Consider the following 21,212-nt stretch of genomic DNA (forward strand, 5'->3'; position numbering starts at 1 on the left):
GTGAGCCAGAACTCATCTTCTTTGCTCGAAACGTGGAGGCAAGTTGTTGCCGACCTCAACACTTTGAGCCAGCAACCCGATAGTGGCATTGCGCCATTAACCCCCACCCAACGCGCCTACCTCAACCTTGCCAAGCCAATTGCCATTGTTGATGGTTATGCCGTGTTGTCCACCCCGCACTCCATGGCAAAACATGCCATCGAGCAGGACCTCAGCGAATCACTAACCAAGGTGTTGTCGCTGCGTATGGGCCGTTCTTTCAGCTTGGCAGTCAGTGTCGAGCCAGACCAAGAACCAGCCGAAACTCCTGCCCCCACCCAGCAGGAATTCAAATATCAGCCGCCTCAACAGCAGCAACCGCAACACCAACAGCCTCAGCAACAAGCTGCGCCGGCCAACCACAACAGGGCCCCCGGGCAATATGAAGTGGGGCAGCAGCAGGACGCGTCGCAAAGCAATGGTTGGGAACGCACCCACGCTGACCCCGGGTTTGAACAGCCCACCCCGCAACGTATTCCGCGTGAAACCCCTGCTCACAACCCTAATCGTGAGGTGTCACTGAACCCGAAGTACACCTTCGAAAGTTTTGTGATTGGTCCCTTCAACCGTTTTGCCAATGCGGCAGCGGTGGCCGTGGCGGAAAGCCCAGCGAAAGCATTTAACCCACTATTTATTTCTGGTGGTTCGGGCTTGGGTAAAACTCACCTGCTGCACGCAGTGGGAAATTACGCTCAAGAATTGCAGCCTGGCCTGCGTATTAAGTATGTGTCCAGCGAAGAATTCACCAATGACTACATCAACTCCGTGCGTGATGACCGTCAAGAAACCTTCAAAAGGCGTTATCGCAACCTCGATATTTTGATGGTTGATGATATCCAATTCCTGGCCGGTAAAGAAGGTACCCAGGAAGAGTTTTTCCATACTTTCAACGCATTGCACCAGGCAGATAAGCAAATTATCCTGTCTTCAGACCGTCCTCCCAAGCAGCTCACCACGCTGGAAGATCGTCTGCGCACCCGTTTTGAAGGTGGCCTGATCACCGATATTCAGCCACCAGATCTGGAAACGCGTATTGCGATTTTGATGAAGAAGGCCCAAACCGATGGCACCCATGTGGATCGCGAAGTTCTCGAGCTGATTGCCAGCCGTTTTGAATCTTCGATTCGCGAGCTCGAAGGCGCGCTGATTCGTGTTTCTGCTTATTCTTCTTTGATTAACCAGCCGATTGACAAAGAAATGGCAATTGTGGCGCTGCGCGATATTTTGCCAGAGCCAGAAGATATGGAAATTACCGCTCCGGTGATCATGGAAGTCACCGCGGAATATTTTGAGATTTCCGTTGATACCCTGCGCGGAGCTGGGAAAACTCGTGCGGTTGCGCATGCTCGCCAGTTGGCAATGTATCTCTGCCGCGAATTGACAGATATGTCTTTGCCCAAGATTGGTGATGTTTTTGGCGGTAAGGATCACACCACCGTGATGTATGCCGACCGTAAGATCCGCCAGGAAATGACAGAAAAGCGCGATACTTATGACGAGATCCAGCAACTAACCCAGCTGATCAAATCGCGCGGCCGAAACTAGGACATAAAACTAAGAAATATCTGACACCGGTCGAATTACAAAAGAGGGCCTTGCTGCAATGTGCTGCGGTAAGGCCCTCTTTTTGTCATTTTGGGTAAGTTTCCACAGGTTTTTGGGTGATTTTTTGTTATTTCCGCAGCTCGGGGAGTGGCCTCAAAAGTTATCCACAATGTTAGTCACAGCCCTGTAATTACAAACTTGTAATTCCGTGAGCTTCATCACTTTCAAAGAGGGAGGAGCTTACTCAAAGCCCTGTGCATAAACCTCCCAAAACTGGGGATAAGCTGGGGATACATTTAGCTAAAATGTGTATAACTATGACCCCGCGGAATCTATCCACAGCACCTCGAAGTTATCCACAAGCAATTCACAAGCGCCTTCACACGGCGGAATTTGGCAGCTACCTTGGCTAATGAGGGTCTATCCACAGTTTGAACAGGACTTACTGTTACTACCAATTTTCTTACTAAGAGTTAAATAAAAGAAAGAGGGGTTGGGGAGAACATCGTGAAATGACAAAACTTCCGGTCGTGCTCATTGAGCAACAAGCGGCAAAGACGGAATTACAAATTCCTGAACTACCGGGTTCCCGGGTAGGTTGGGTTTGTGTAATTCAGAGGATTAACCCTCAAGGCCCAAACTTCGATCATGAAGTTTGACCTATTAGTGAAAATCTGAATTTAGTTAAACCTTGAACTAATTTGATCTATCTTTCCCAAGGAGCTTTAAAACAGCATGGAGTCACAAAATGTGTCCTTCCGTGTGGCCAGGGAGGACCTGGTTACCGCGGTAGCCTGGGTTGCTCGAAACCTGCCCACCAAACCGACTCAGCCGGTATTGCGCGCCATGCTGATCACTGCCGATGATGAAGGCCTAGAACTTGCAGGCTACGACTACGAGGTTTCCACCCGTGTTCGTCTTTCAGCAGAGGTTTCCCAGCCTGGCCGCATCGCCGTAGCCGGTAAGCTGCTCTCCGAAATCACCGGAACCCTGCCCAATAAGCCAGTTGATTTCCGTATCGACGGCTCAAAGGTGCTGGTAACTTGTGGTTCCTCCCGCTTTGAGCTGCCATCAATCCCACTTGATGACTACCCTTCATTGCCAAAGCTTCCAGAATCCACCGGTTCCATCAATGCCAAGCTTTTCACCGAAGCTGTTTCCCAGGTTGCAGCTGCTGCCGGCAAGGATGACTCCCTGCCCATGCTCACCGGCGTGAACATGGAAATCACCGGAAATAGCATTAATTTGGCTGCTACCGACCGTTTCCGTTTGGCACTGCGCACCTTTGAATGGGATTCCAAGGATCCAGAGCTCAATGCGAAGCTGCTCATCCCGGCAAAAACTCTGCTGGAAAATGCACGTTCCCTCGACACCGGCATCAACGATCCCATCGACATTGCCGTTGGCACTGGCGAGCAGGTTGGCCGCGAAGGACTTTTTGGCATTCACACCGATAACCGGGAAACCACCACTCGTTTGCTCGACGCAGATTTCCCCAATATCGCACCTTTGTTGCCTAAAGAGCACACCGCAATGGCCTCGGTAGAGATTTCTCCGCTGGTTGATGCGATTCGACGCGTATCCCTCGTGGCAGACCGAAATGCCCAGGTCATCTTGCAATTTAGCGAGGGCCAGGTCATTTTGTCCGCAGGCGGCTCCGATGCCGGACACGCTGAAGAAACCCTGCCTTGCGCATTTGTGGGTAAGGATCTCACCATCGCCTTCAACCCGGGTTACCTCAAGGATGGACTTTCTGTAGTTCCAACTCCGCGGGCTGTTTTTGGTTTCACCGAGCCTTCTCGCCCGGCAATTATGATTCCGGAACCAGAAGAATTCCCTGAAGCAGATGAGCGTGGCGTTTTCCAAACTCCGGAAACCTACTTCACCTACCTGCTCATGCCAGTACGCCTACCAGGCTAAATAACCTCGCACCCCAAATAGCGCCTGTCTTGTAATTTTTAGCAAGGCAGGCGGCTTTTCAGCTCAAATTTCTTTAAAGGAGGCCATGAGTCATGTACATCCGTTCTTTGGAATTACGTGATTATCGCTCATGGCCAGAGCTCAAGGTTGATTTAGAACCTGGAATTACCATGTTCATCGGCCGTAATGGCTTTGGAAAAACAAATATCGTCGAGGCCATTGGCTATTTAGCGCATTTATCCTCCCACCGGGTATCCCAGGATGCTCCGCTGGTTAGGGCAAATGCTGCGAATGCCAGAATTTCTGCAATCGCAGTTAATCAGGGCAGAGAACTTGCGGCTCATTTGTTGATCAAACCCCACGCCGCCAACCAAGGGCAGCTAAATCGCACCAAAATGAAGTCCCCGCGGGAAATCCTCGGGGTCATCAAAACTGTGTTATTTGCTCCGGAAGATTTGGCATTGGTGCGCGGTGAACCAGCCGAGCGGCGCCGCTACCTAGATGACATTATCGCTACTCGCCAGCCGCGCATGGGAGCTCTTAAAGCTGATTACGACAAGGTGCTCAAACAAAGAAACGCCCTGCTCAAGACGGCTACCATTGCGCTGCGTCGCGGTTATGGCAATGAGGAAGGCGCAGCAGCGCTTAGCACTTTGGACACCTGGGATGGACAGTTGGCACAGCTGGGCGCTCAGGTGATGGCGGCGCGTTTTGCGCTGCTCAAGGAGTTGGGCCCTAAAATTCACGAGGCCTATGCCACGATCGCGCCGGAATCCCGCCCGGCGCAGGTGAATTACAAAACCACCATCGATCACGGCCTTGCTCAATTCGAGGAATTTGATGCTGGCATTATCGAGGCAACCCTGCTGACAGAGCTTGCCGCCAAGCGCCAGCGCGAGATCGAAAGAGGATCAAGCCTAGTCGGCCCGCACCGCGATGACCTGGAGTTATTGTTGGGTGATCAGCCTGCCAAGGGCTTTGCCAGCCACGGCGAGACCTGGTCTTTTGCGCTTTCTTTAAGAATCGCGGAGTTCAATTTGTTGCGCTCTGATGGCACCGATCCGATCCTCATCCTCGACGATGTTTTTTCAGAACTTGACGCTGGCCGCCGCGAAAAATTGGTGTCCATCGCCCAAGATGCTGAACAAGTAATCATCACCGCCGCCGTTGGCGATGACCTCCCTGACAACCTCAAGGATGTGATTTCCGCGCAGCACACAGTCTCCGTCGCCGACACCGAAACCGGCCGAATCTCCCTGCTGGACGCGCCATGACCGACCCCATCGATCAGGCTTTTGAACGCATCCGCCAAGAAGCCAAAAAGCGCAACGGCAAGGTGCCTGACCTGCACCAAAAGGATGCTTTTCGACGAACCCCTGCGCGCCGTAGCCAACAAGGTAGCGTCGAAAAGCACAAAAAGGGCCGGCCCACCGGCCTTGACGGCCGCTACAAGCGTTATGAACGCAGCGCTGAGTCTTTGGGATCCATTCTTAACAAGGAAATTCAGAACCGGGGCTGGGCGAAGGAGATCGCGGGTGGCTGGGTCACAACAAATTGGGAAGAGCTGGTGGGGCCGAAGATTGCGCAGCATACCAAGGTGGAAATGATCAAGGATAAGAAGCTTTTTATCACTTGTGATTCCACCGCGTGGGCCACCAATTTACGCCTGATGCAGAAGCAGATTCTGCAGGTCATCGCCCAAAAGGTGGGTCCAAATATTATTGTGGAGCTGCGTATTTATGGCCCTCAAGCACCCAGTTGGCGTAAAGGTCCTTTGCACGTTAAAGGACGCGGTCCGCGCGACACTTATGGTTAATTCGGAAACAAAAATCGCCAAAAACCTACCTATTTTCCCGTTTAACGCCTTATGCCTCGTACCGTGTGGGGACCTAAACGTGTAAGATGAAAAGGTCTGTATCGGATAAGTAGCGAGGAGTGTTCGTTAAAAGTGGCAAACACTGAACACAATTATGACGCTTCATCGATCACCATCCTTGAAGGTCTTGAGGCGGTACGTAAACGCCCGGGCATGTATATCGGTTCCACTGGACCGCGCGGCCTGCACCACCTAATTTGGGAGGTCGTTGATAACTCGGTGGATGAGGCCATGGCTGGTTATGCCACCAAGGTCGATGTCACCCTGCTCGAAGACGGTGGCGTCCAAGTCATCGATGACGGCCGTGGCATCCCCGTCGATATGCACCCATCAGGTGCACCAACGGTGCAGGTCGTGATGACCCAGCTGCACGCCGGCGGTAAGTTTGACTCCGATTCCTATGCGGTTTCCGGTGGTCTACACGGCGTTGGTATTTCCGTGGTTAACGCCCTTTCCACCCGTGTTGAGGCTGATATTAAGCTGCACGGCAAGCACTGGTACCAAAATTTCACCAACTCTGTTCCCGATGAACTCATCGAAGGCGGAAACGCCCGCGGAACCGGTACCACCATCCGTTTTTGGCCGGATGCAGAAATTTTTGAGACCACCGAGTTTGACTTTGAGACAATTTCTCGACGTCTCCAGGAGATGGCATTCCTTAACAAGGGCCTGACCATCACCTTGACCGATAGCCGCGCTACCGATCAAGAACTCGAATTGGAAGCATTGGCAGAGCAGGGCGAAACTGCCCCTGAGCTGTCCCTGGATGAACTCGACAATGAAACCGAACTTGTCGAAGAAGCCGGCGATGCGCCAAAGAAGCCTAAAAAGCGCGAGAAGAAAAAAGTCTTCCACTACCCAAACGGTCTTGGGGATTATGTTAACTACCTCAACCGCAGCAAGACTGTCATTCACCCATCTATCGTGGCTTTTGAAGCCAAGGGTGAAGACCATGAGGTAGAGATTGCTATGCAGTGGAATTCCTCCTACAAGGAATCTGTACATACCTTCGCCAACACCATCAACACCCATGAAGGTGGCACTCACGAGGAAGGTTTCCGCTCTGCGCTAACCTCCCTCATGAACCGCTATGCCCGCGAGCACAAGCTGCTCAAGGAAAAGGAAGCAAACCTCACCGGCGACGACTGCCGTGAAGGTCTTTCCGCCATCATCTCGGTGCGTGTTGGTGATCCTCAGTTTGAGGGTCAGACCAAGACCAAGCTGGGCAACACCGAAATCAAGTCCTTCGTGCAGCGTATGACCAATGAACACGTGGGACACTGGTTGGAAGCTAACCCTGCTGAAGCCAAGGTCATTATCAACAAGGCCGTTGGATCTGCGCAGGCTCGCATGGCTGCCCGTAAGGCCCGTGACCTGGTGCGACGCAAGTCTGCAACCGATCTTGGTGGTCTTCCTGGCAAGCTTGCCGATTGCCGTTCCAAGGATCCTGAGAAGTCCGAACTCTACATCGTGGAGGGCGACTCCGCAGGTGGCTCCGCAAAGTCCGGCCGTGACTCCATGTTCCAGGCCATCTTGCCGCTGCGCGGAAAGATCCTCAACGTGGAAAAAGCACGCCTTGACAAGGTGCTAAAGAATGCCGAAGTTCAGGCCATTATCACCGCGCTTGGCACCGGTATTCACGATGAGTTTGATATCAACAAGCTGCGCTATCACAAGATTGTGTTGATGGCCGACGCCGACGTTGACGGTCAGCACATTGCAACCTTGCTGCTTACTTTGCTCTTCCGCTTTATGCCAGAACTTGTTGCACAAGGCCACGTCTACTTGGCACAGCCACCGCTGTACAAGCTGAAGTGGCAGCGTGGCGAGCCAGGCTTCGCCTACTCCGATGATGAGCGCGATGAGCAGCTCGCTGAAGGTCTGGCCGCTGGTCGTAAGATCAACAAGGATGACGGCATCCAGCGTTACAAGGGTCTCGGCGAGATGAACCCGAATGAGCTATGGGAAACCACCATGGACCCAACCGTGCGTATCCTGCGTCGTGTTGATCTTAATGACGCACAGCGTGCCGATGAGCTCTTCTCCATCCTTATGGGTGACGATGTTGTGGCCCGCCGCAGCTTCATTACTCGTAATGCTAAGGATGTTCGCTTCCTGGACGTCTAAAGCTTGGGAATCATTTTCAATTACTCGCCCTATCCTGCAATTTTTGTGGGATGGAGGCGGGTTTTTGAGTCCCGCGAGTGGTGGGAAGGGAATAAGCGTGCGGATTTACGAAAGTGCAGGCTTAATTTGTACTTTTCTTCGTAAATCCGCACCGCATGGGACGTTTTCTGATCCCTATTCGCCCCAAAAATGGCTCTCAAGACCTCAGCTTGCGTAAATCCGCACGCCTGGTGAATAAAACTCCAAAAGAGGCTGAAAAACTAAGGCTCTCAGAGGCGATTTAAGGCCCTTTATTAGCAAGGTTGAGGCAAATACTCATTTGCGCTACCTCGAAGCCTTATATGGGAGAGAGGAAAGTTCTGCGAATTTCCCCAAAGTGAATACCCTGGGAATAGTGAAATCAATTGAACCAACCACAACTTCTCATGTGCCAATGCCTGATGGATCAACCACTCCGGTGCAGATCTGGGCTGCCGCAGATCCACAGGCAACACTTGTAATGGTGTGGCCTGGGTTTGGAATGGGCGGATACTATTATCGACCACTTGCATCTTTGCTGCTAAAAGCAGGTTTTAACGTAGCAATCGGAGAGTTAAGAGGTCAAGGGCAAAGCACAGCAAAGGCCACTAAGAAAAATCAGTGGGGCTATCATGACCTGGCTGCCATTGATTTTCCATTACAGATTGCCGCAGCTAAACAGGCTTTGGGTCTAAAAGCGGATCATCCCATGAGGTTTCTTGCACATTCGATGGGTGGGCAGATTTCTTGTCTTTTTGCAGGCCGTCCCGAGGCGAAAACTTATAATCTGCAAAGCATTTTTGGTGTTGGTTCAGGTTCACCGTTTTTTAAGGCTTTTGGCCCTAAAGAACGTAGAAGGCTGGGTGCTGGCGCTGTCTTATTAGGTGGTGTCGGCGGGCATGTTTTGGGATTTTGGCCCGGAAAGATCTTCGGCAAGGACATTGTGGGTTATGGCAGGCAGTCTGGCACCCATATGAAAGAGTGGCAGCACTTTAATCGCAAGAATTCCCTCGAGAATCTCACTGGCCAAGATCTCAACTATGTTCAGGAAATGAAAAAAGTCAGCATACCGCTGACTTTGTGTAGAAGTGCCAATGATGAGGAATGTCCTGAGGCTTCTATTGATGCATTGGCAAGCTTTTTGCCCACCGCGCCCCTGTGCAAATTGATTGTGCCAGGGGAGCTGGGACATAATCGCTGGGCTCGAGAGCCAGCGGCGACGGTGGAGCTATTTAAGCAGGCTTAATAGCCGATTGAGCGCAGGCAGAGCTTGCGCCATTGTTTAACAAAAAATCCGATGAAGAAGGCGGCAAAGATTGTGCCTTCGCGAACTCCCACTAGCTCTCCCATTGCAATCAATGAGATGATGCCGGCGATGATTACCAAGGTCCAGTCCACAATTTGTTTCATAGAGCCAAATTGCATGGAGGGGAACTTCCGTACCAGCGCATAAACAAAACCTTCGCCGGCGATATAGGTGATATTTGGAAGCACCTGGATAAACACACCAATGGACATCAATAAGGTGGCGCTGATAACCCACACCCAGGCCAAGATGTAATTATCGGTTTCCGCCCAGCCGGTTACTAACAGGTTGAGATCACAAAGAAATCCGAAGACAAATGCCCAAAGAAGTTGGATGAACATGTTCATCTTGAAATCTTTGCGCAGCACAATCATCTGGCCGATGATCAAAATGACATTAAAGAGGATCGTCGTGGTGCCAACCGAGAGCGGGCTAATAAACGACCACACCGCGGGGATTGCGGAAATGGTGGTGGTGCCCAAACCCACGTGCACGGTCATGGCAATGGCAAAAGACATGATGTAAATGCCAATAAAAAACATGGCCCAGCGAGTCGGCAGGTTAAAACGCTGCGCCGGATCGAGGGGCTTCTTTTGTGGTTCCGGCGCAGCTGAATCGGTAGGAGACACGTGCCTTAGTGGGTGTTTTTCTCAATAAGTGCGCCGATGGCAGGGAGTTCTTCAATAATGACCTTGGAAGCCTTGCCACGCACGCCCTTGTAGACCTTGCCAAGTCCTGGCACAGTGATGGTTTCGGCATTGCGGTCAGCGACATTGAGGATGGCATCCATCGCACGCTGCTCATTCGCGGCTAGGAATACACCGAAGTCAGAGCCACCGGAGGTGGAATATTCCTGCCACAGGCCATCAAGGGAGTCTGCCATCTCAGGCAGGAGGCGTCGTGAGCCCTTGGCGACGATATCGGCGTCTACCTTGGTGGCGGCTGCAAGCGCGCCCTTAAGCGCCATACCGGTGAGGCCAGACTGCTTTTCGACGGTGGTGGTGATAAAAGATGCCATGTCATTAACGGCGGCATCGAAGTTTGCAGAGACGATGAGTTCTTTAAGTGTGGTCATGGACTCATCTTAGGTGAATGAGAAAAGGTCGGCGCTCAAATGGGACTTGAGGGGCCGACCTTTTTCGCACACAGTGTTGCGATCCTTCCTCCACAAAAAACTGAAACCACAACAGCCTCTGTAATCACAACAGTCACAAAGCTTACATATCTTCACAACTATGCTGCAACAAATGCCAAAGGATCTTGTCTGATGGGATGTAAAGCTACATGGATGGCCGCCGTGCGCAGGATATGGGAATCGGCACGTTGAATGCGTAATTGGCTGCCAGTGGATTCGCGTAGGCGAGTGACCACAATGCGCAAGCTATCTGGATCCAAAGTGAAGGCTTCACCAGCAAAAACGATGGAATCAGGATCCACTACGTCCACTGCGGAAATCACCGCGTCAGCAAGCTTGTGGGCGCGTTCATTAAGGATTTCGCGGGCTACGGTTTCGGTCCGAGCTCGGCTGACCAGCTCGGCGAAAGTACGGGCAGCAATGCCGCGTCGAGACGCTTCTTTAAGGGTATTGGAATTACCAAAAGCTAGTGGAGTGCGTCCGGAATTGGGTCGGTGCACGGCACCATTAAAAATCCAGGCGTGTGAAACAACCTCACGCGCATAAAAGTACAAGGTAGAAGGCTCAAAATACGGCGTGGGATTAAGTGGGGCGTTGATAATTTCGGTGCCCGCCATCGCCGCTACACCGGTTCCGATGGAGATAGGGAAGGGGAGAAACTGCTGAATATCCACCTTTTCCCAGCCATAAGCAGGTGAAGTAACAGTGCCGTCCGGTGCCACATGGGCGGAAAAAGCCAGGCCAATATTAAGCGGATCGGGCAGCCCGGCACCCAGATTTTGCAATTGATTAATCACAAAATCGAGGGTTTCTGGCGGTGTGAAATTAGTGACATCATGGTCAAGCTTTTGGTGCCTAATAACACGTCCTGCCAGGTCACAGACTGTAATTTCAGAGCTGCGCACACCGATGTGAGCACCCCAGGCGACCAAATGGCGGCCATCAATGCCCAGTTTGGTGCGGGGGCGTCCGGAGCGCGTGCCGTCCTCATTTTGAGCCCGAGTTTCTTCCACCAAACCAGCATCAATCAGCGCGGATACATGCCGGGTGATACCAGCCTGTGAAAATCCCAAATCTTGTTGCAGCGATGTGCGGTCGGCATCGGTGGCGCGAATTTGATGGAAAACGCGGGCGATGGGAAGCTGCGGGGCGCAGATGTGGATCGGCGTGATTTGCTGTGTGAGTATAGGCACATGCTAGACAGAGTGGTCTTTAAAGTCATTATTAAAATTCACCACATTTAGGTGTGGAAATAAAGAAAATCTAGACTAATTGGTCTATATATTGCGACTAAGTAGGATGCGCTGAGTGACGGCGGCAAAAGTTTCATTACGTCCGCTTAGTGGCTCCAAAGTGCGAATCAACTCGGAGACCCGCGCCGCCATGGCCTCTGCGGAAGCGTGTACCTCAACTCCATAAAAGCTGGCCGTACTCACGGCTGATATCGCTGCCAGCGCTGCAAAATCGCGCACTACCACGCCGTGTACCGCCCCCACTTCATCGGCGATTACCAGCAATTGCTCGGGACTTAAGCCCCTCATCGCTGCTGCCTAATACGCTTTTCGACGCTTGCATACTCGGCCACGTAACCGCGTGCCAGCTCTGCGACCTCGGCGTCTTCCAAAGCGCGGCCGGCGGCCGCAATGATCGCGCGAATTGCAGCTTCCTGTTTGCTGCAACCTTGTGCCCGGGCAAGCAGGGTGAGCGCGCGGTCCTGGGCGTCGTTAAGCCTTAAAGTCATTGCCATGAAGAAATGGTATCGCTTTGATACCACTTTATGGGGCTACAGGGCGTTAAAAAGCTCTGTGGACTAAAATTAGGCAGGTTGACACGAAGAAAGGTGATCAGTGAGCGACGACAATACCGCACAATATGACCGCATCAATCCCATTGATATCAATGAGGAAATGCAGTCGAGCTATATCGATTACGCCATGTCCGTCATCGTCGGCCGTGCCCTCCCAGAGGTTCGCGATGGCATGAAGCCGGTTCACCGCCGTGTGCTTTATGCGATGTTTGACAATGGTTACCGCCCCGACCGCAGCTATGTGAAGTCCGCAAAGCCAGTGGCAGACACTATGGGTAACTTCCACCCACACGGTGACTCCGCAATTTATGACACTTTGGTACGTATGGCTCAGCCATGGTCCATGCGTTATCCGCTGGTAGATGGCCAGGGTAACTTCGGTTCCCGCGGCAACGACGGCCCGGCAGCAATGCGTTATACCGAGTGCCGCATGACTCCATTGGCGATGGAAATGGTGCGCGATATTCGCGAAAACACCGTTAACTTCTCTCCAAACTACGATGGCAAGACTCTCGAACCAGATGTTTTGCCATCTCGTGTGCCAAACCTGTTGATGAACGGCTCCGGCGGCATCGCCGTGGGTATGGCCACCAACATCCCACCACACAACCTTAATGAGCTTGCCGACGCCATCTTCTGGATTCTGGAAAACCCAGACGCCGAAGAATCTGAAGCACTCGAAGCTTGTATGAGCTTTGTGAAGGGGCCGGACTTCCCAACTGCTGGCCTGATCATCGGTGATAAGGGCATCCACGATGCCTACACCACCGGCCGTGGCTCAGTTCGTATGCGTGGCGTGACCTCTATTGAAGAAGAGGGCAACCGCACCGTCATTGTTATTACTGAGCTGCCTTTCCAGGTAAACCCAGATAACCTGATCTCTAACATTGCCGAGCAGGTTCGCGACGGCAAGCTCGTGGGCATCTCCAAGATTGAAGATGAATCCTCCGACCGTGTTGGTATGCGCATTGTGGTTACCCTCAAGCGCGATGCCGTAGCTCGCGTGGTGCTGAACAACCTGTTTAAGCACTCCCAGCTGCAGACCAACTTTGGTGTGAACATGCTGTCCATCGTTGATGGCGTGCCTCGTACCCTGCGTCTGGACCAGATGCTGCGTTACTACGTGGCGCACCAGATCGAAGTCATCGTGCGCCGCACCCAATACCGCCTCGACAAGGCTGAAGAGCGCGCCCACCTCCTTCGCGGCCTGGTCAAGGCCCTGGATATGCTGGACGAGGTCATCGCGCTCATCCGCCGCAGCCCAACCCCAGATGAAGCCCGCACCGGCCTCATGTCGCTTCTCGACGTCGACGAGGCGCAGGCTGACGCAATTCTGGCAATGCAGCTGCGTCGCCTGGCGGCACTGGAACGCCAAAAGATCATCGATGAGCTCGCTGAAATCGAGCTGGAAATCGCTGACCTGAAGGACATCCTGGCAAGCCCAGAGCGTCAGCGCAGCATTGTCCACGATGAGCTAAAAGAAATCGTCGACAAGTACGGTGACGAGCGTCGTTCCAAGATCATTGCCGCTACCGGCGACGTCTCTGAAGAAGACCTCATTGCCCGTGAAAATGTGGTGGTCACCATTACTTCCACCGGTTACGCAAAGCGCACCAAGGTTGATGCTTATAAGTCCCAAAAGCGTGGCGGTAAGGGCGTACGTGGCGCGGAGCTCAAGCAAGACGACATCGTGCGCCACTTCTTTGTGAGCTCCACCCACGACTGGATCCTCTTCTTCACCAACTATGGCCGTGTCTACCGACTCAAGGCCTATGAGTTGCCAGAGACCTCTCGCACCGCACGTGGCCAGCACGTAGCTAACCTTTTGGAATTCCAGCCAGGTGAGCAAATTGCCCAGGTTATCCAGATCGAAAGCTACGAGGATGCTCCTTACCTCGTCTTGGCAACTGCACATGGCCGCGTCAAGAAGTCCCGTCTTTTGGACTATGAATCTGCCCGTTCCGGTGGACTCATCGCCATCAACCTCAACGAGGACGACCGTCTGATCGGTGCCGCTTTGTGTGGCGAAAATGATGAACTGCTCTTGGTCTCTGAATACGGTCAGTCCATCCGCTTCACTGCTGATGATGAGCAATTGCGCCCAATGGGCCGTGCCACCGCCGGTGTGAAGGGTATGCGTTTCCGTGAAAACGATCAGCTGCTGTCCATGTGTGTAGTTCGCGATGGTGAATTCTTGCTGGTAGCTACCTCTGGTGGTTATGGCAAGCGCACCCCACTGGAGGATTACTCCACCCAAGGCCGTGGTGGCCTGGGTGTTGTGACCTTCAAATACACCCCGAAGCGTGGACGTCTCATCGGTGCTATCGCCGTGGAAGAAGATGACGAGATCTTCGCCATCACCTCTGCCGGCGGCGTAATCCGTACCGTGGTCAACCAGATTCGTCCATCTTCACGTGCCACCATGGGCGTGCGTTTGGTAAACCTCGAAGAAGGCGTCGAGTTGCTAGCCATCGACAAGAATGTCGAAGATGAAGGCGAAGAAACCGCAGAAGCAGTAGCAAAGGGTGCAGTCGAAGGACCAGCTTCCAAGGCAACTGCAGAAAGCACCGTTGAAAGCACAGACGATAGCGACGAGGAGTAAACCTTGGCATCTCGAGAAGTATCCATAACCCGAATTTCGCCACTAGCCACCTTCCGCGTGGCACTGGCCATGTCCATCATCGGACTCGTGGCGTGGATCATCTGCGTGTCTTTGCTTTATTTCGGACTCAATGCAGCAGGTGTTTGGCAAAACCTGAATACTGTCATCGGTGGAGTTGGCGCAGAACAGTCCATCACCTTCGGTCTAGTACTCAGTGTGTCCGCACTGCTGGGTGCGATCGCCGCGATCACCATTGCAATTCTGGCGCCTTTGGCAGCCATTATCTACAACGCGATTGTTGATCTCTTTGGTGGCCTGAGAATTCAGCTCCAAGAAGAAGTTGATTAACTCTTAAAACAGTCCCTGCTTAAACCCTTGAAAAATAGGGTTTAAGCAGGGGATTTGTTAGTTTAAGAAGTTATGGGTAAAGTCTTACCTCGTTCCTAAGGGGCCTATAGCTCAGTCGGTTAGAGCGCATCGCTGATAACGATGAGGTCGCAAGTTCGATTCTTGCTAGGCCCACCAGGAATAAAGGGGCATTAGCTCAGTTGGTAGAGCACCTGCTTTGCAAGCAGGATGTCAGGAGTTCGATTCTCCTATGCTCCACAGTTCAAAAAGAACCACTTTCCGGATCGGGGAGTGGTTCTTTTTCTTTTCTCCCGTTTTTTAGGGGCTGGGAAAAGGGGCTTTGCGCTGCCGTTTTGGTAGTTGCCAAGCTTGTCGGTAGAGTCTTTCATTGTTCCCATAAGGGCCTATAGCTCAGTCGGTTAGAGCACATCGCTGATAACGATGGGGTCGCAAGTTCGATTCTTGCTAGGCCCACCAAATAACTAAAACACCGGGTGTTAAGAATTAATTTTCTTAACACCCGGTGTTTTTGATTTCTGCCGGATTAGCCCTGATTAACAGGCTTAGCGGTTGTTATATGAAAAGCAGGGTCATTTTCATGTGCAACTTCTAATGTTGCTGTGCTTCGTCGGAGTTCTCCGCCAGCGGATAAAGCTGCAATAAGGAAGACAATGAGACCAGCGAGGGTTACTAGCGCGCCAGCCAATAGGGGAGATGCGTATCCGAGTCCAGCAGAGATGGTTAGTCCACCGATCCAGGCACCTAGAGCATTGCCGACGTTAAAAGCTGCGATATTCGCACCTGAACCCAAAGTTGGGGCTTCGGTGGAATAGGACATGATTCGCATCTGAAGTGCTGGGACAGTTGCAAAACCAAAGCCACCCATGAGGAATAGCGCAATGATGGTAGCGATCTGATTGCCAGCCACCTGAGAGAATATGGCGAGGATGATCACTAGCCCGATGAACAGAGTTAATAGAGTACGTCCAAGGTTCTTGTCAGCAGCACGCCCACCGAGGAAATTGCCCACAAAGAGGCCCACGCCAAACAAAACCAGCAGCCATGGCACGGTTGTGCTGGCGAATCCCGAGACGCCAGTCAAAGTGAATGCCATATAACTAAATGCGCCGAACATACCGCCATAACCAAGCACGGTAATCAGAATTGAGGCCCACACCTGCCCCGAGGTGAAGATGCGGAACTCGCTGAGGATGCTGCCATTGTTTTGTGGCTGTGCAGCAGAAGCAGGAATTAGGACAATAATGCCGATGAGTGCGATGACACCAATGATGCTGATCGCCCAAAAGGTTGCACGCCATCCGGCTGCTTGTCCCAGAAATGTGCCTAGTGGAACGCCCAAGACATTCGCGCTAGTTAAGCCGGCGAACATCATTGAAATTGCGGCAGCTTGGCGGTTTGGAGCTACTAGTCCAGCTGCAACGACGGAGCCGATGCCAAAGAACGCACCATGGCAAAGTGCTGCGATTATGCGACCCAGCATAATAATTTCATAACTTGGGGCAAGTGCCGAAAGCATATTCCCCATGATGAACAAGACGAGCAAAGCAACCAGCGCCACCTTGCGATTAAGCCGTGTCATGGCAATGGTGAGGATAATTGCGCCGACAGCGACGGCGAGTGCATAGCCGGAGATGAGATAACCGGCGACAGCCTCGGTGACATTAAAATCTGCAGAAATTTCGGGTAGCAGTCCCATAATGACGAACTCGGTGAGTCCGATTCCGAACCCGCCGATGGCGAGTGCGAGCAGTGCGAGAGGCAATGCGTGGTCCTTTCGGAAAGAGCATCAATGAAGTGATAGATGCATAAGCAATTAAGCGCGTATGCAATAGTTGCAAACGCAATGAAAATATACTTGCACACGCGCACTATCGGCGCAAGTAGTGTATTCTGAGCAAGAGTAAAAATAAGGAGGGGTTCATGGGAATCACGGATGATGCAGTGGAGATTCGGGCACGTGGTTGGCGCACTTTAGCGGCCTTGCACGGACTTATTGAAGCTGAGCTGGAGCGCAGCCTGCAGAAGGAACATGGACTCTCTGTCGTAGAATTCACGGTTCTTGATGCACTTAGCCGACAGGATGGTTGGAATATGCGTATGAGACAGTTGGCCCGTGCTGCAGCTTTATCCAGTAGCGCTACAACTCGCCTGGTCACCCGCTTGGAAGATCGCAATCTTCTCACCAGGATCTTGTGTGAAGATGATCGCCGCGGTATCTACACTGAGCTCACTCCCGAGGGGCAAAAGCTTCTCCACGACGCCCATCCAACCCATGATGAAGTATTGGCGTCAGCACTTGATCAAGCCAGGGAACTGCCGGAGCTAGCCCCTCTTGTTTCTGCTATTTATGAATCGCAAACCGCCGTCTAAAGTTGCTGATTTTTTTCTTTAGGGTGTGTGGGTGTAAGATTTGAAGAGCAATTTGGGGCATTAGCTCAGTTGGTAGAGCACCTGCTTTGCAAGCAGGATGTCAGGAGTTCGATTCTCCTATGCTCCACAAATTAAAGGATCCCGAGCCAGAAATACGGCTCGGGATCCTTTGCGTTTTAAGGCTCCCGAAAATGTCGTTGACCTTTTGCTCTTGGCACCACATGTTAAGGCCTTAGAGGGGCGTACAGCGCGTGGGTTTTCAGGTTGTAAAATGGGTTTTATTCACAAGGTGTGCCGATTCAGACCAATTGGCGTGGAGCGGCCATGTATTTACGTAGATTAGGGCCCCAAATTCCGGTAGTTAGAGCCCAATCTACGTAAAGTAGATAATGTGAAGCATATTTTGGGGCGGATTGGGACCACATCAAGACGGTTGCCGGAAAATGTGGAGCAGGCAGCGGATTTTTTTATAAAGCATGTTCGGGTGTAACATAATAAGAGCAATTTGGGGCATTAGCTCAGTTGGTAGAGCACCTGCTTTGCAAGCAGGATGTCAGGAGTTCGATTCTCCTATGCTCCACAAATGAAAACCTCCTTGGAAAATTATTTCCAAGGAGGTTTTTGCTTATTCAGCTGTTTTGGAGATGGTCTCTTCCAGGGCAGCCTGGATTTTCTCCATGGTCTGCGGATAAGCGGCGGTGATGTCGATGTTTAGCTTGTCGGCAAGCACAAACACCCACCACATGGTTTCGGAGAGTTTGTGCTCTAGCTCGGCACGGGCATCGCCGTCGATATTCCAGGTGCCTTCTTCGGCAAGCAGCAAACGGCCGATATTTCCGACATCGTTGGCAAAGCCGATCTGTAATTCGTGCATAGACCAGGTTTTGCCATTAAAGCGCTCTTCGAGAATTTCATACAGCTTGCGGACTTCTAAAGCTTGGTCGCGTGCATCAGATAGTGGATTTGTCATTTAAGAAATACTTCCACAAGAGACGTCGAAAAGCGCTTTCTAAAGCGCCTAGCCAGTCACCCCGGTGAGCTCATTTGGGGTGGCAGGCAGGGTAGCGGAGGATAGGATCTTGCCATTGCTTAGGTCAACAACGTGCAGTTTATTGGTGGCGGGCTCGGAAACATAGGCGCGATCTCCCTGGATGAAGAGGGTTGGGCGAGCTTCCTGCCAAACTTCGGGTTCCATCCACGGCGCAATGACCGGGTAGGTGTGCAGAATTGAGCCGGAGTTTTGGTCGATAATATGCAGTTGGCCATCGGTGCCAAGCACTACGGCTTCGCCTGCAGGTCCGCGGCCGAGGGAGCGGAAGGAATAGGAAGTTCCCAGGTCAACGAGGGTGAGCTGGCCGGTTTCAGTGTTGGTCAAGGAGATGCGCTCGGGACGCTCCAGCTTGGCATTTTTATCAACTTTGTAGTCACCCAGGATCACTGGAGACATGTCACTGCCAGCCTGATTGCCGATGCGTCCATAGGAATCGGGGGCTTGAATCTTGCTGAATTTGCCATCTTTGTAGATCAGCACGCCGTCTTCACAACCCAGTGCGATTACCTCATTGGCTGCCGCGGCCTCGCCGTGAACTCCCGGGCATTGTTCATTACGTGCAATTTCCTTGCCCTCGGCATCAAAAACAATGGCACCATTACGAGAATCAGAATTTCCCAGGGTGTGCAGCAAATCGCCATTTTCCAAGGCCACAGCCACACCATGATGAGGTTCCAGGGCTTCTTTTACCATTGGCTCAGCGTCTCCATTTTCCTGGAGATCAGCGGATTCAAAAATTTGAATTTTGCCATCGCCGTCACCAAAGAGCACGGTTTTGCCAGCATGTCGCACTACGTGACCTGGCTTTTGGGTGCCATAAACAGTGTCGGTGAGCTCAGGTTCGGCGGTGTAGCTGTGGGTATGATCGCCATGCGGTTCGGTCCAGGCACCAGCATCAAAAACCTGGAAGCCCGCGCCGGTTGAGACAAAGACGTGTCGGCCATCGCCTGCGGAGTTGAGGCGATTAAAACCTTCGAGCGGGGTATCTTCCAAAACTTCCAAAGTATTGGCATCGAGGGTCAAAATGCCGCCATCGTAGGTGGTCACAATGCGTGCCTGCGGAGAATCCGCTTCCTGGGCAGTGCCACTACCGTGAGCTTCGTGTCCATCTTCAGCGTGCATAGCGCTTGTCGACGCCGCTGCGCTGGAGGAGGTTGCACCAGAATCAACTGTTTGGGAACTGCAGCTGCTGAGCAAAATGGAGGTGGTGGAAATCGCTGCTATGGCCAGCAATTTATGTGAAGGCTTCATATCATCTCCTAAAGATGGGCTTGGGTCAGTGCATCTGAGATGCGTTGGGCATTGATCTTTTGCATGCTGAGGTAATCGCCGGCTTCACCATCAGCTGCGGTGAGAGATTCGGTATAGAGGGGCACTACTTGCACCTTGATTCCGGCGTTGCTGGCTAGCACGTCGGCAAGCTTTTGCGGGCTGGAGGAATCGGTGAAGATGGCTGGCACGCGGTTCTCGGTGATGGCAGTTGAGATATCTGCCAGGTCAGCTGCAGAAGGTGCGGCTAGGGTGCTGCCGCCCGGGATGATGGTGGCGATCACGGAATAATCAAAACGCGCGGCGAGATATCCAAAAACATGGTGATTGGTGACCAGCTTGCGGTTTTGTGGTGCCACCTTATTAAGTAAGGTGCTCACTTCTCGATCCAGCTCTTGTAACTGGGTGCGATATGCGCTGGCAGATTGAGAAATTTCGGCGGCCTGCGCCTCATCCACATTTGCGATGAGTTCAGCCTCGATGATCTCGGTGGCGGTAATCATGCGCGCCGGGTCGGTCCAAAAGTGTGGATCTTTGACGCCAGGGGAGTACTCAATGGGATTGATGAGCTCTCCCACCTCAATCACCTCAACTCCCTGACTGCGTGCATTATCCAGATTGGCTAAGAGGCCCTTTTCAAGCCCCAGACCATTGGCGACAATCAGATCGGCATTTTCCATCGCAGCAGCTTCCTGTGCAGAAATCCCAAAAGAATGTGGATCGGCATTGGGCTTCATAAGTACCTGTACATCGGCGGAATCTCCCACCAATTGGCTAACAACATCGCCCAGAATATTGGTGGTAACCACGATGTCTGGGGTGGTGTCAGTGGTGGAGCATGCGGTGATACCGAAGGTAAAAGTGCAGCACATAGCCACTAAAGCGGCACTGCGTGCACCAACCCTTTGCCTGTTATTGAAAATTTGTTTCAGTATCACGCGTTGCAGTTTAACTTACTAATGACATTCTTTGTCAATAAGCAAATAAAGAAAATCACAGCACTTAATAAGGTGATGGTGGCGCCCGCGGCGGTATTGGCATGCCAACTAATCAATAGGCCACTATAAATTTCTGCACATCCAAGTGCTGCAGCAAGGGTCATGATTAAGGGGATACGTCCGGTGTGTGCAGCTAAAATACATGCCGTTGCAGGTGGTCCAATAAGCAGTCCAAAGACTAAAAGGGTGCCCACAATTTGGAAAGAAACCACTGTCGCCAAAGCGATCAGGATCAACATGATCAGGTGGGTAAGGCGGGGGTGAAGGTTGAGGGTGTGTGCCTTGCGTTCATCAAAAGTCAGCGCCAAAAAAGGGCGATGGAAAATCCATAACATCAGCGCGCCCACCAGAACTGCGGCAATGATGAGGTAAATATCTACCGTCCGTACGCCTAAAATATCGCCAAAAAGAAACGCTGTAAGGTCAACTGCCTGGGAATCTGAGCGGGAGACTATCACCACGCCAAGGGAAAGCATGGTGATAAATTGCAGGCCAATGCTCACATCCTGGGAAAGTGTGGATTTACGCGCGGTCCACACCACGCCACCGGACATGATTAGCGCACTAATTCCGGCGCCGATCATGAGGTTTCCGCCAAGGAGGGATGCGATGGCGACTCCGGGCAGCATGCCGTGAGACATGGCATCGCCAAAAAATGTCAGTCGGCGCAGAATTACCCAGGTGCCAATGAGTGCACATAAGACGGCGACCAGACAGCCAGCTATTAGTGCGCGGAAGACAAATGAGGCGGCAAAAGGTTCGATGAAAAACTCCATTTGG

The 21,212-nt window shown here is 52.2% G+C and carries 19 protein-coding genes and 5 tRNA genes; 14 read left to right on the forward strand and 10 right to left on the reverse strand.

Features of this window, described 5'->3' with window-relative positions; genetic code table 11:
- From dnaA to H924_RS00030, 6 genes are all read left to right on the forward strand, one after another.
- A complete protein-coding gene (gene dnaA / locus H924_RS00005; protein WP_015649922.1) occupies positions 1–1,584 on the forward strand; it encodes a chromosomal replication initiator protein DnaA in 1,584 nt (527 codons plus the stop codon).
- 735 nt (positions 1,585–2,319) lie between these two features.
- A complete protein-coding gene (dnaN, locus tag H924_RS00010) occupies positions 2,320–3,504 on the forward strand; it encodes a DNA polymerase III subunit beta (protein ID WP_015649923.1) in 1,185 nt (394 codons plus the stop codon).
- Between the two features lie 92 nt (positions 3,505–3,596).
- Complete coding sequence (recF, locus tag H924_RS00015) at positions 3,597–4,778, forward strand: DNA replication/repair protein RecF (RefSeq protein WP_015649924.1); 1,182 nt, start codon at positions 3,597–3,599, stop codon at positions 4,776–4,778.
- The gene (locus tag H924_RS00020; protein WP_015649925.1) at positions 4,775–5,320 is read left to right on the forward strand and encodes a DciA family protein; all 546 of its coding nucleotides are present in this window, start codon (positions 4,775–4,777) and stop codon (positions 5,318–5,320) included. The genes recF and H924_RS00020 overlap by 4 nt, the downstream gene beginning before the upstream one ends.
- Before the next feature lie 132 nt (positions 5,321–5,452).
- Positions 5,453–7,507 carry a DNA topoisomerase (ATP-hydrolyzing) subunit B gene (gyrB, locus tag H924_RS00025; protein ID WP_015649926.1) on the forward strand — a complete coding sequence of 685 codons (2,055 nt, stop codon included), beginning with the start codon at positions 5,453–5,455 and terminating at the stop codon, positions 7,505–7,507.
- Between the two features lie 394 nt (positions 7,508–7,901).
- Positions 7,902–8,771: an alpha/beta fold hydrolase gene (locus H924_RS00030; RefSeq protein ID WP_015649927.1), complete on the forward strand. Its 870-nt coding sequence runs from the start codon at positions 7,902–7,904 to the stop codon at positions 8,769–8,771.
- On the opposite strand, the gene H924_RS00035 is transcribed toward H924_RS00030, so the two are convergent.
- The 5 genes from H924_RS00035 to H924_RS00055 form a co-directional block, all read right to left on the reverse strand.
- Positions 8,768–9,460 carry a YczE/YyaS/YitT family protein gene (locus H924_RS00035; RefSeq protein ID WP_015649928.1) on the reverse strand — a complete coding sequence of 231 codons (693 nt, stop codon included), beginning with the start codon at positions 9,458–9,460 and terminating at the stop codon, positions 8,768–8,770. The genes H924_RS00030 and H924_RS00035 overlap by 4 nt on opposite strands.
- Before the next feature lie 5 nt (positions 9,461–9,465).
- A complete protein-coding gene (locus tag H924_RS00040; protein WP_015649929.1) occupies positions 9,466–9,906 on the reverse strand; it encodes a DUF6918 family protein in 441 nt (146 codons plus the stop codon).
- A 158-nt stretch (positions 9,907–10,064) separates the two neighbouring features.
- Positions 10,065–11,159 (reverse strand): ROK family protein, encoded by a 1,095-nt coding sequence (locus H924_RS00045; protein WP_015649930.1) that lies wholly within the window; start codon positions 11,157–11,159, stop codon positions 10,065–10,067.
- Positions 11,160–11,243: 84 nt separating this feature from the next.
- Positions 11,244–11,507 (reverse strand): hypothetical protein, encoded by a 264-nt coding sequence (locus H924_RS00050; protein ID WP_015649931.1) that lies wholly within the window; start codon positions 11,505–11,507, stop codon positions 11,244–11,246.
- Positions 11,504–11,713: a hypothetical protein gene (locus H924_RS00055; protein ID WP_015649932.1), complete on the reverse strand. Its 210-nt coding sequence runs from the start codon at positions 11,711–11,713 to the stop codon at positions 11,504–11,506. Before H924_RS00055 ends, H924_RS00050 begins: the two co-directional genes overlap by 4 nt.
- 100 nt (positions 11,714–11,813) lie before the next feature.
- On the opposite strand from H924_RS00055, the gene gyrA reads away from it, so the two are divergent.
- The 5 genes from gyrA (at position 11,814) to H924_RS00080 (ending at position 15,200) form a co-directional block, all read left to right on the forward strand.
- Positions 11,814–14,375: a DNA gyrase subunit A gene (gene gyrA / locus H924_RS00060; RefSeq protein WP_015649933.1), complete on the forward strand. Its 2,562-nt coding sequence runs from the start codon at positions 11,814–11,816 to the stop codon at positions 14,373–14,375.
- Between the two features lie 3 nt (positions 14,376–14,378).
- Entirely contained in the window at positions 14,379–14,723 is a 345-nt protein-coding gene (locus H924_RS00065) for a DUF3566 domain-containing protein (protein WP_015649934.1), read from the forward strand.
- A gap of 100 nt (positions 14,724–14,823) precedes the next feature.
- A tRNA-Ile gene (locus H924_RS00070) sits at positions 14,824–14,900 on the forward strand.
- Positions 14,901–14,908: 8 nt separating this feature from the next.
- Positions 14,909–14,981, forward strand: a tRNA-Ala gene (locus tag H924_RS00075).
- A 142-nt stretch (positions 14,982–15,123) separates the two neighbouring features.
- Positions 15,124–15,200 (forward strand) — tRNA-Ile (locus H924_RS00080).
- Between the two features lie 67 nt (positions 15,201–15,267).
- Here H924_RS00080 and H924_RS00085 read toward each other — a convergent pair.
- Positions 15,268–16,506 carry an MFS transporter gene (locus H924_RS00085; protein WP_015649935.1) on the reverse strand — a complete coding sequence of 413 codons (1,239 nt, stop codon included), beginning with the start codon at positions 16,504–16,506 and terminating at the stop codon, positions 15,268–15,270.
- Positions 16,507–16,664: 158 nt separating this feature from the next.
- Here H924_RS00085 and H924_RS00090 point away from each other — a divergent pair, with 158 nt between their 5' ends.
- From H924_RS00090 to H924_RS00100, 3 genes are all read left to right on the forward strand, one after another.
- On the forward strand, positions 16,665–17,114 hold the full coding sequence (locus H924_RS00090; RefSeq protein ID WP_015649936.1) for a MarR family winged helix-turn-helix transcriptional regulator: 450 nt from the start codon (positions 16,665–16,667) through the stop codon (positions 17,112–17,114).
- Between the two features lie 54 nt (positions 17,115–17,168).
- Positions 17,169–17,241 (forward strand) — tRNA-Ala (locus H924_RS00095).
- Between the two features lie 380 nt (positions 17,242–17,621).
- Positions 17,622–17,694, forward strand: a tRNA-Ala gene (locus tag H924_RS00100).
- 45 nt (positions 17,695–17,739) lie between these two features.
- On the opposite strand, the gene H924_RS00105 is transcribed toward H924_RS00100, so the two are convergent.
- From H924_RS00105 to aztB, 4 genes are read right to left on the reverse strand one after another with little or no spacing between them, the layout of a single operon-like run.
- Positions 17,740–18,084 (reverse strand): nucleoside triphosphate pyrophosphohydrolase family protein, encoded by a 345-nt coding sequence (locus H924_RS00105; protein ID WP_015649937.1) that lies wholly within the window; start codon positions 18,082–18,084, stop codon positions 17,740–17,742.
- Positions 18,085–18,132: 48 nt separating this feature from the next.
- The gene (gene aztD, locus H924_RS00110) at positions 18,133–19,416 is read right to left on the reverse strand and encodes a zinc metallochaperone AztD (protein ID WP_015649938.1); all 1,284 of its coding nucleotides are present in this window, start codon (positions 19,414–19,416) and stop codon (positions 18,133–18,135) included.
- Between the two features lie 8 nt (positions 19,417–19,424).
- Entirely contained in the window at positions 19,425–20,372 is a 948-nt protein-coding gene (locus H924_RS00115; RefSeq protein WP_015649939.1) for a metal ABC transporter substrate-binding protein, read from the reverse strand.
- Positions 20,369–21,208: a zinc ABC transporter permease AztB gene (gene aztB, locus H924_RS00120; protein ID WP_015649940.1), complete on the reverse strand. Its 840-nt coding sequence runs from the start codon at positions 21,206–21,208 to the stop codon at positions 20,369–20,371. The genes H924_RS00115 and aztB overlap by 4 nt, the downstream gene beginning before the upstream one ends.
- Positions 21,209–21,212 lie beyond the last annotated feature (4 nt).

It is taken from the genome of Corynebacterium callunae DSM 20147, from assembly GCF_000344785.1.
GTDB lineage: Bacteria > Actinomycetota > Actinomycetes > Mycobacteriales > Mycobacteriaceae > Corynebacterium > Corynebacterium callunae.

Excerpts from the sequence above, each read along its gene's own strand:
- dnaN (WP_015649923.1), top strand. The coding sequence starts at position 2,320 with ATGGAGTCACAAAATGTGTCCTTCCGTGTGGCCAGGGAGGACCTGGTT.
- recF (WP_015649924.1), top strand. The coding sequence starts at position 3,597 with ATGTACATCCGTTCTTTGGAATTACGTGATTATCGCTCATGGCCAGAG.
- H924_RS00020 (WP_015649925.1), top strand. The coding sequence starts at position 4,775 with ATGACCGACCCCATCGATCAGGCTTTTGAACGCATCCGCCAAGAAGCC.
- H924_RS00040 (WP_015649929.1), bottom strand. The coding sequence starts at position 9,906 with ATGACCACACTTAAAGAACTCATCGTCTCTGCAAACTTCGATGCCGCC.
- H924_RS00050 (WP_015649931.1), bottom strand. The coding sequence starts at position 11,507 with ATGAGGGGCTTAAGTCCCGAGCAATTGCTGGTAATCGCCGATGAAGTG.
- H924_RS00055 (WP_015649932.1), bottom strand. The coding sequence starts at position 11,713 with ATGGCAATGACTTTAAGGCTTAACGACGCCCAGGACCGCGCGCTCACC.
- H924_RS00090 (WP_015649936.1), top strand. The coding sequence starts at position 16,665 with ATGGGAATCACGGATGATGCAGTGGAGATTCGGGCACGTGGTTGGCGC.
- H924_RS00105 (WP_015649937.1), bottom strand. The coding sequence starts at position 18,084 with ATGACAAATCCACTATCTGATGCACGCGACCAAGCTTTAGAAGTCCGC.
- aztD (WP_015649938.1), bottom strand. The coding sequence starts at position 19,416 with ATGAAGCCTTCACATAAATTGCTGGCCATAGCAGCGATTTCCACCACC.
- aztB (WP_015649940.1), bottom strand. The coding sequence starts at position 21,208 with ATGGAGTTTTTCATCGAACCTTTTGCCGCCTCATTTGTCTTCCGCGCA.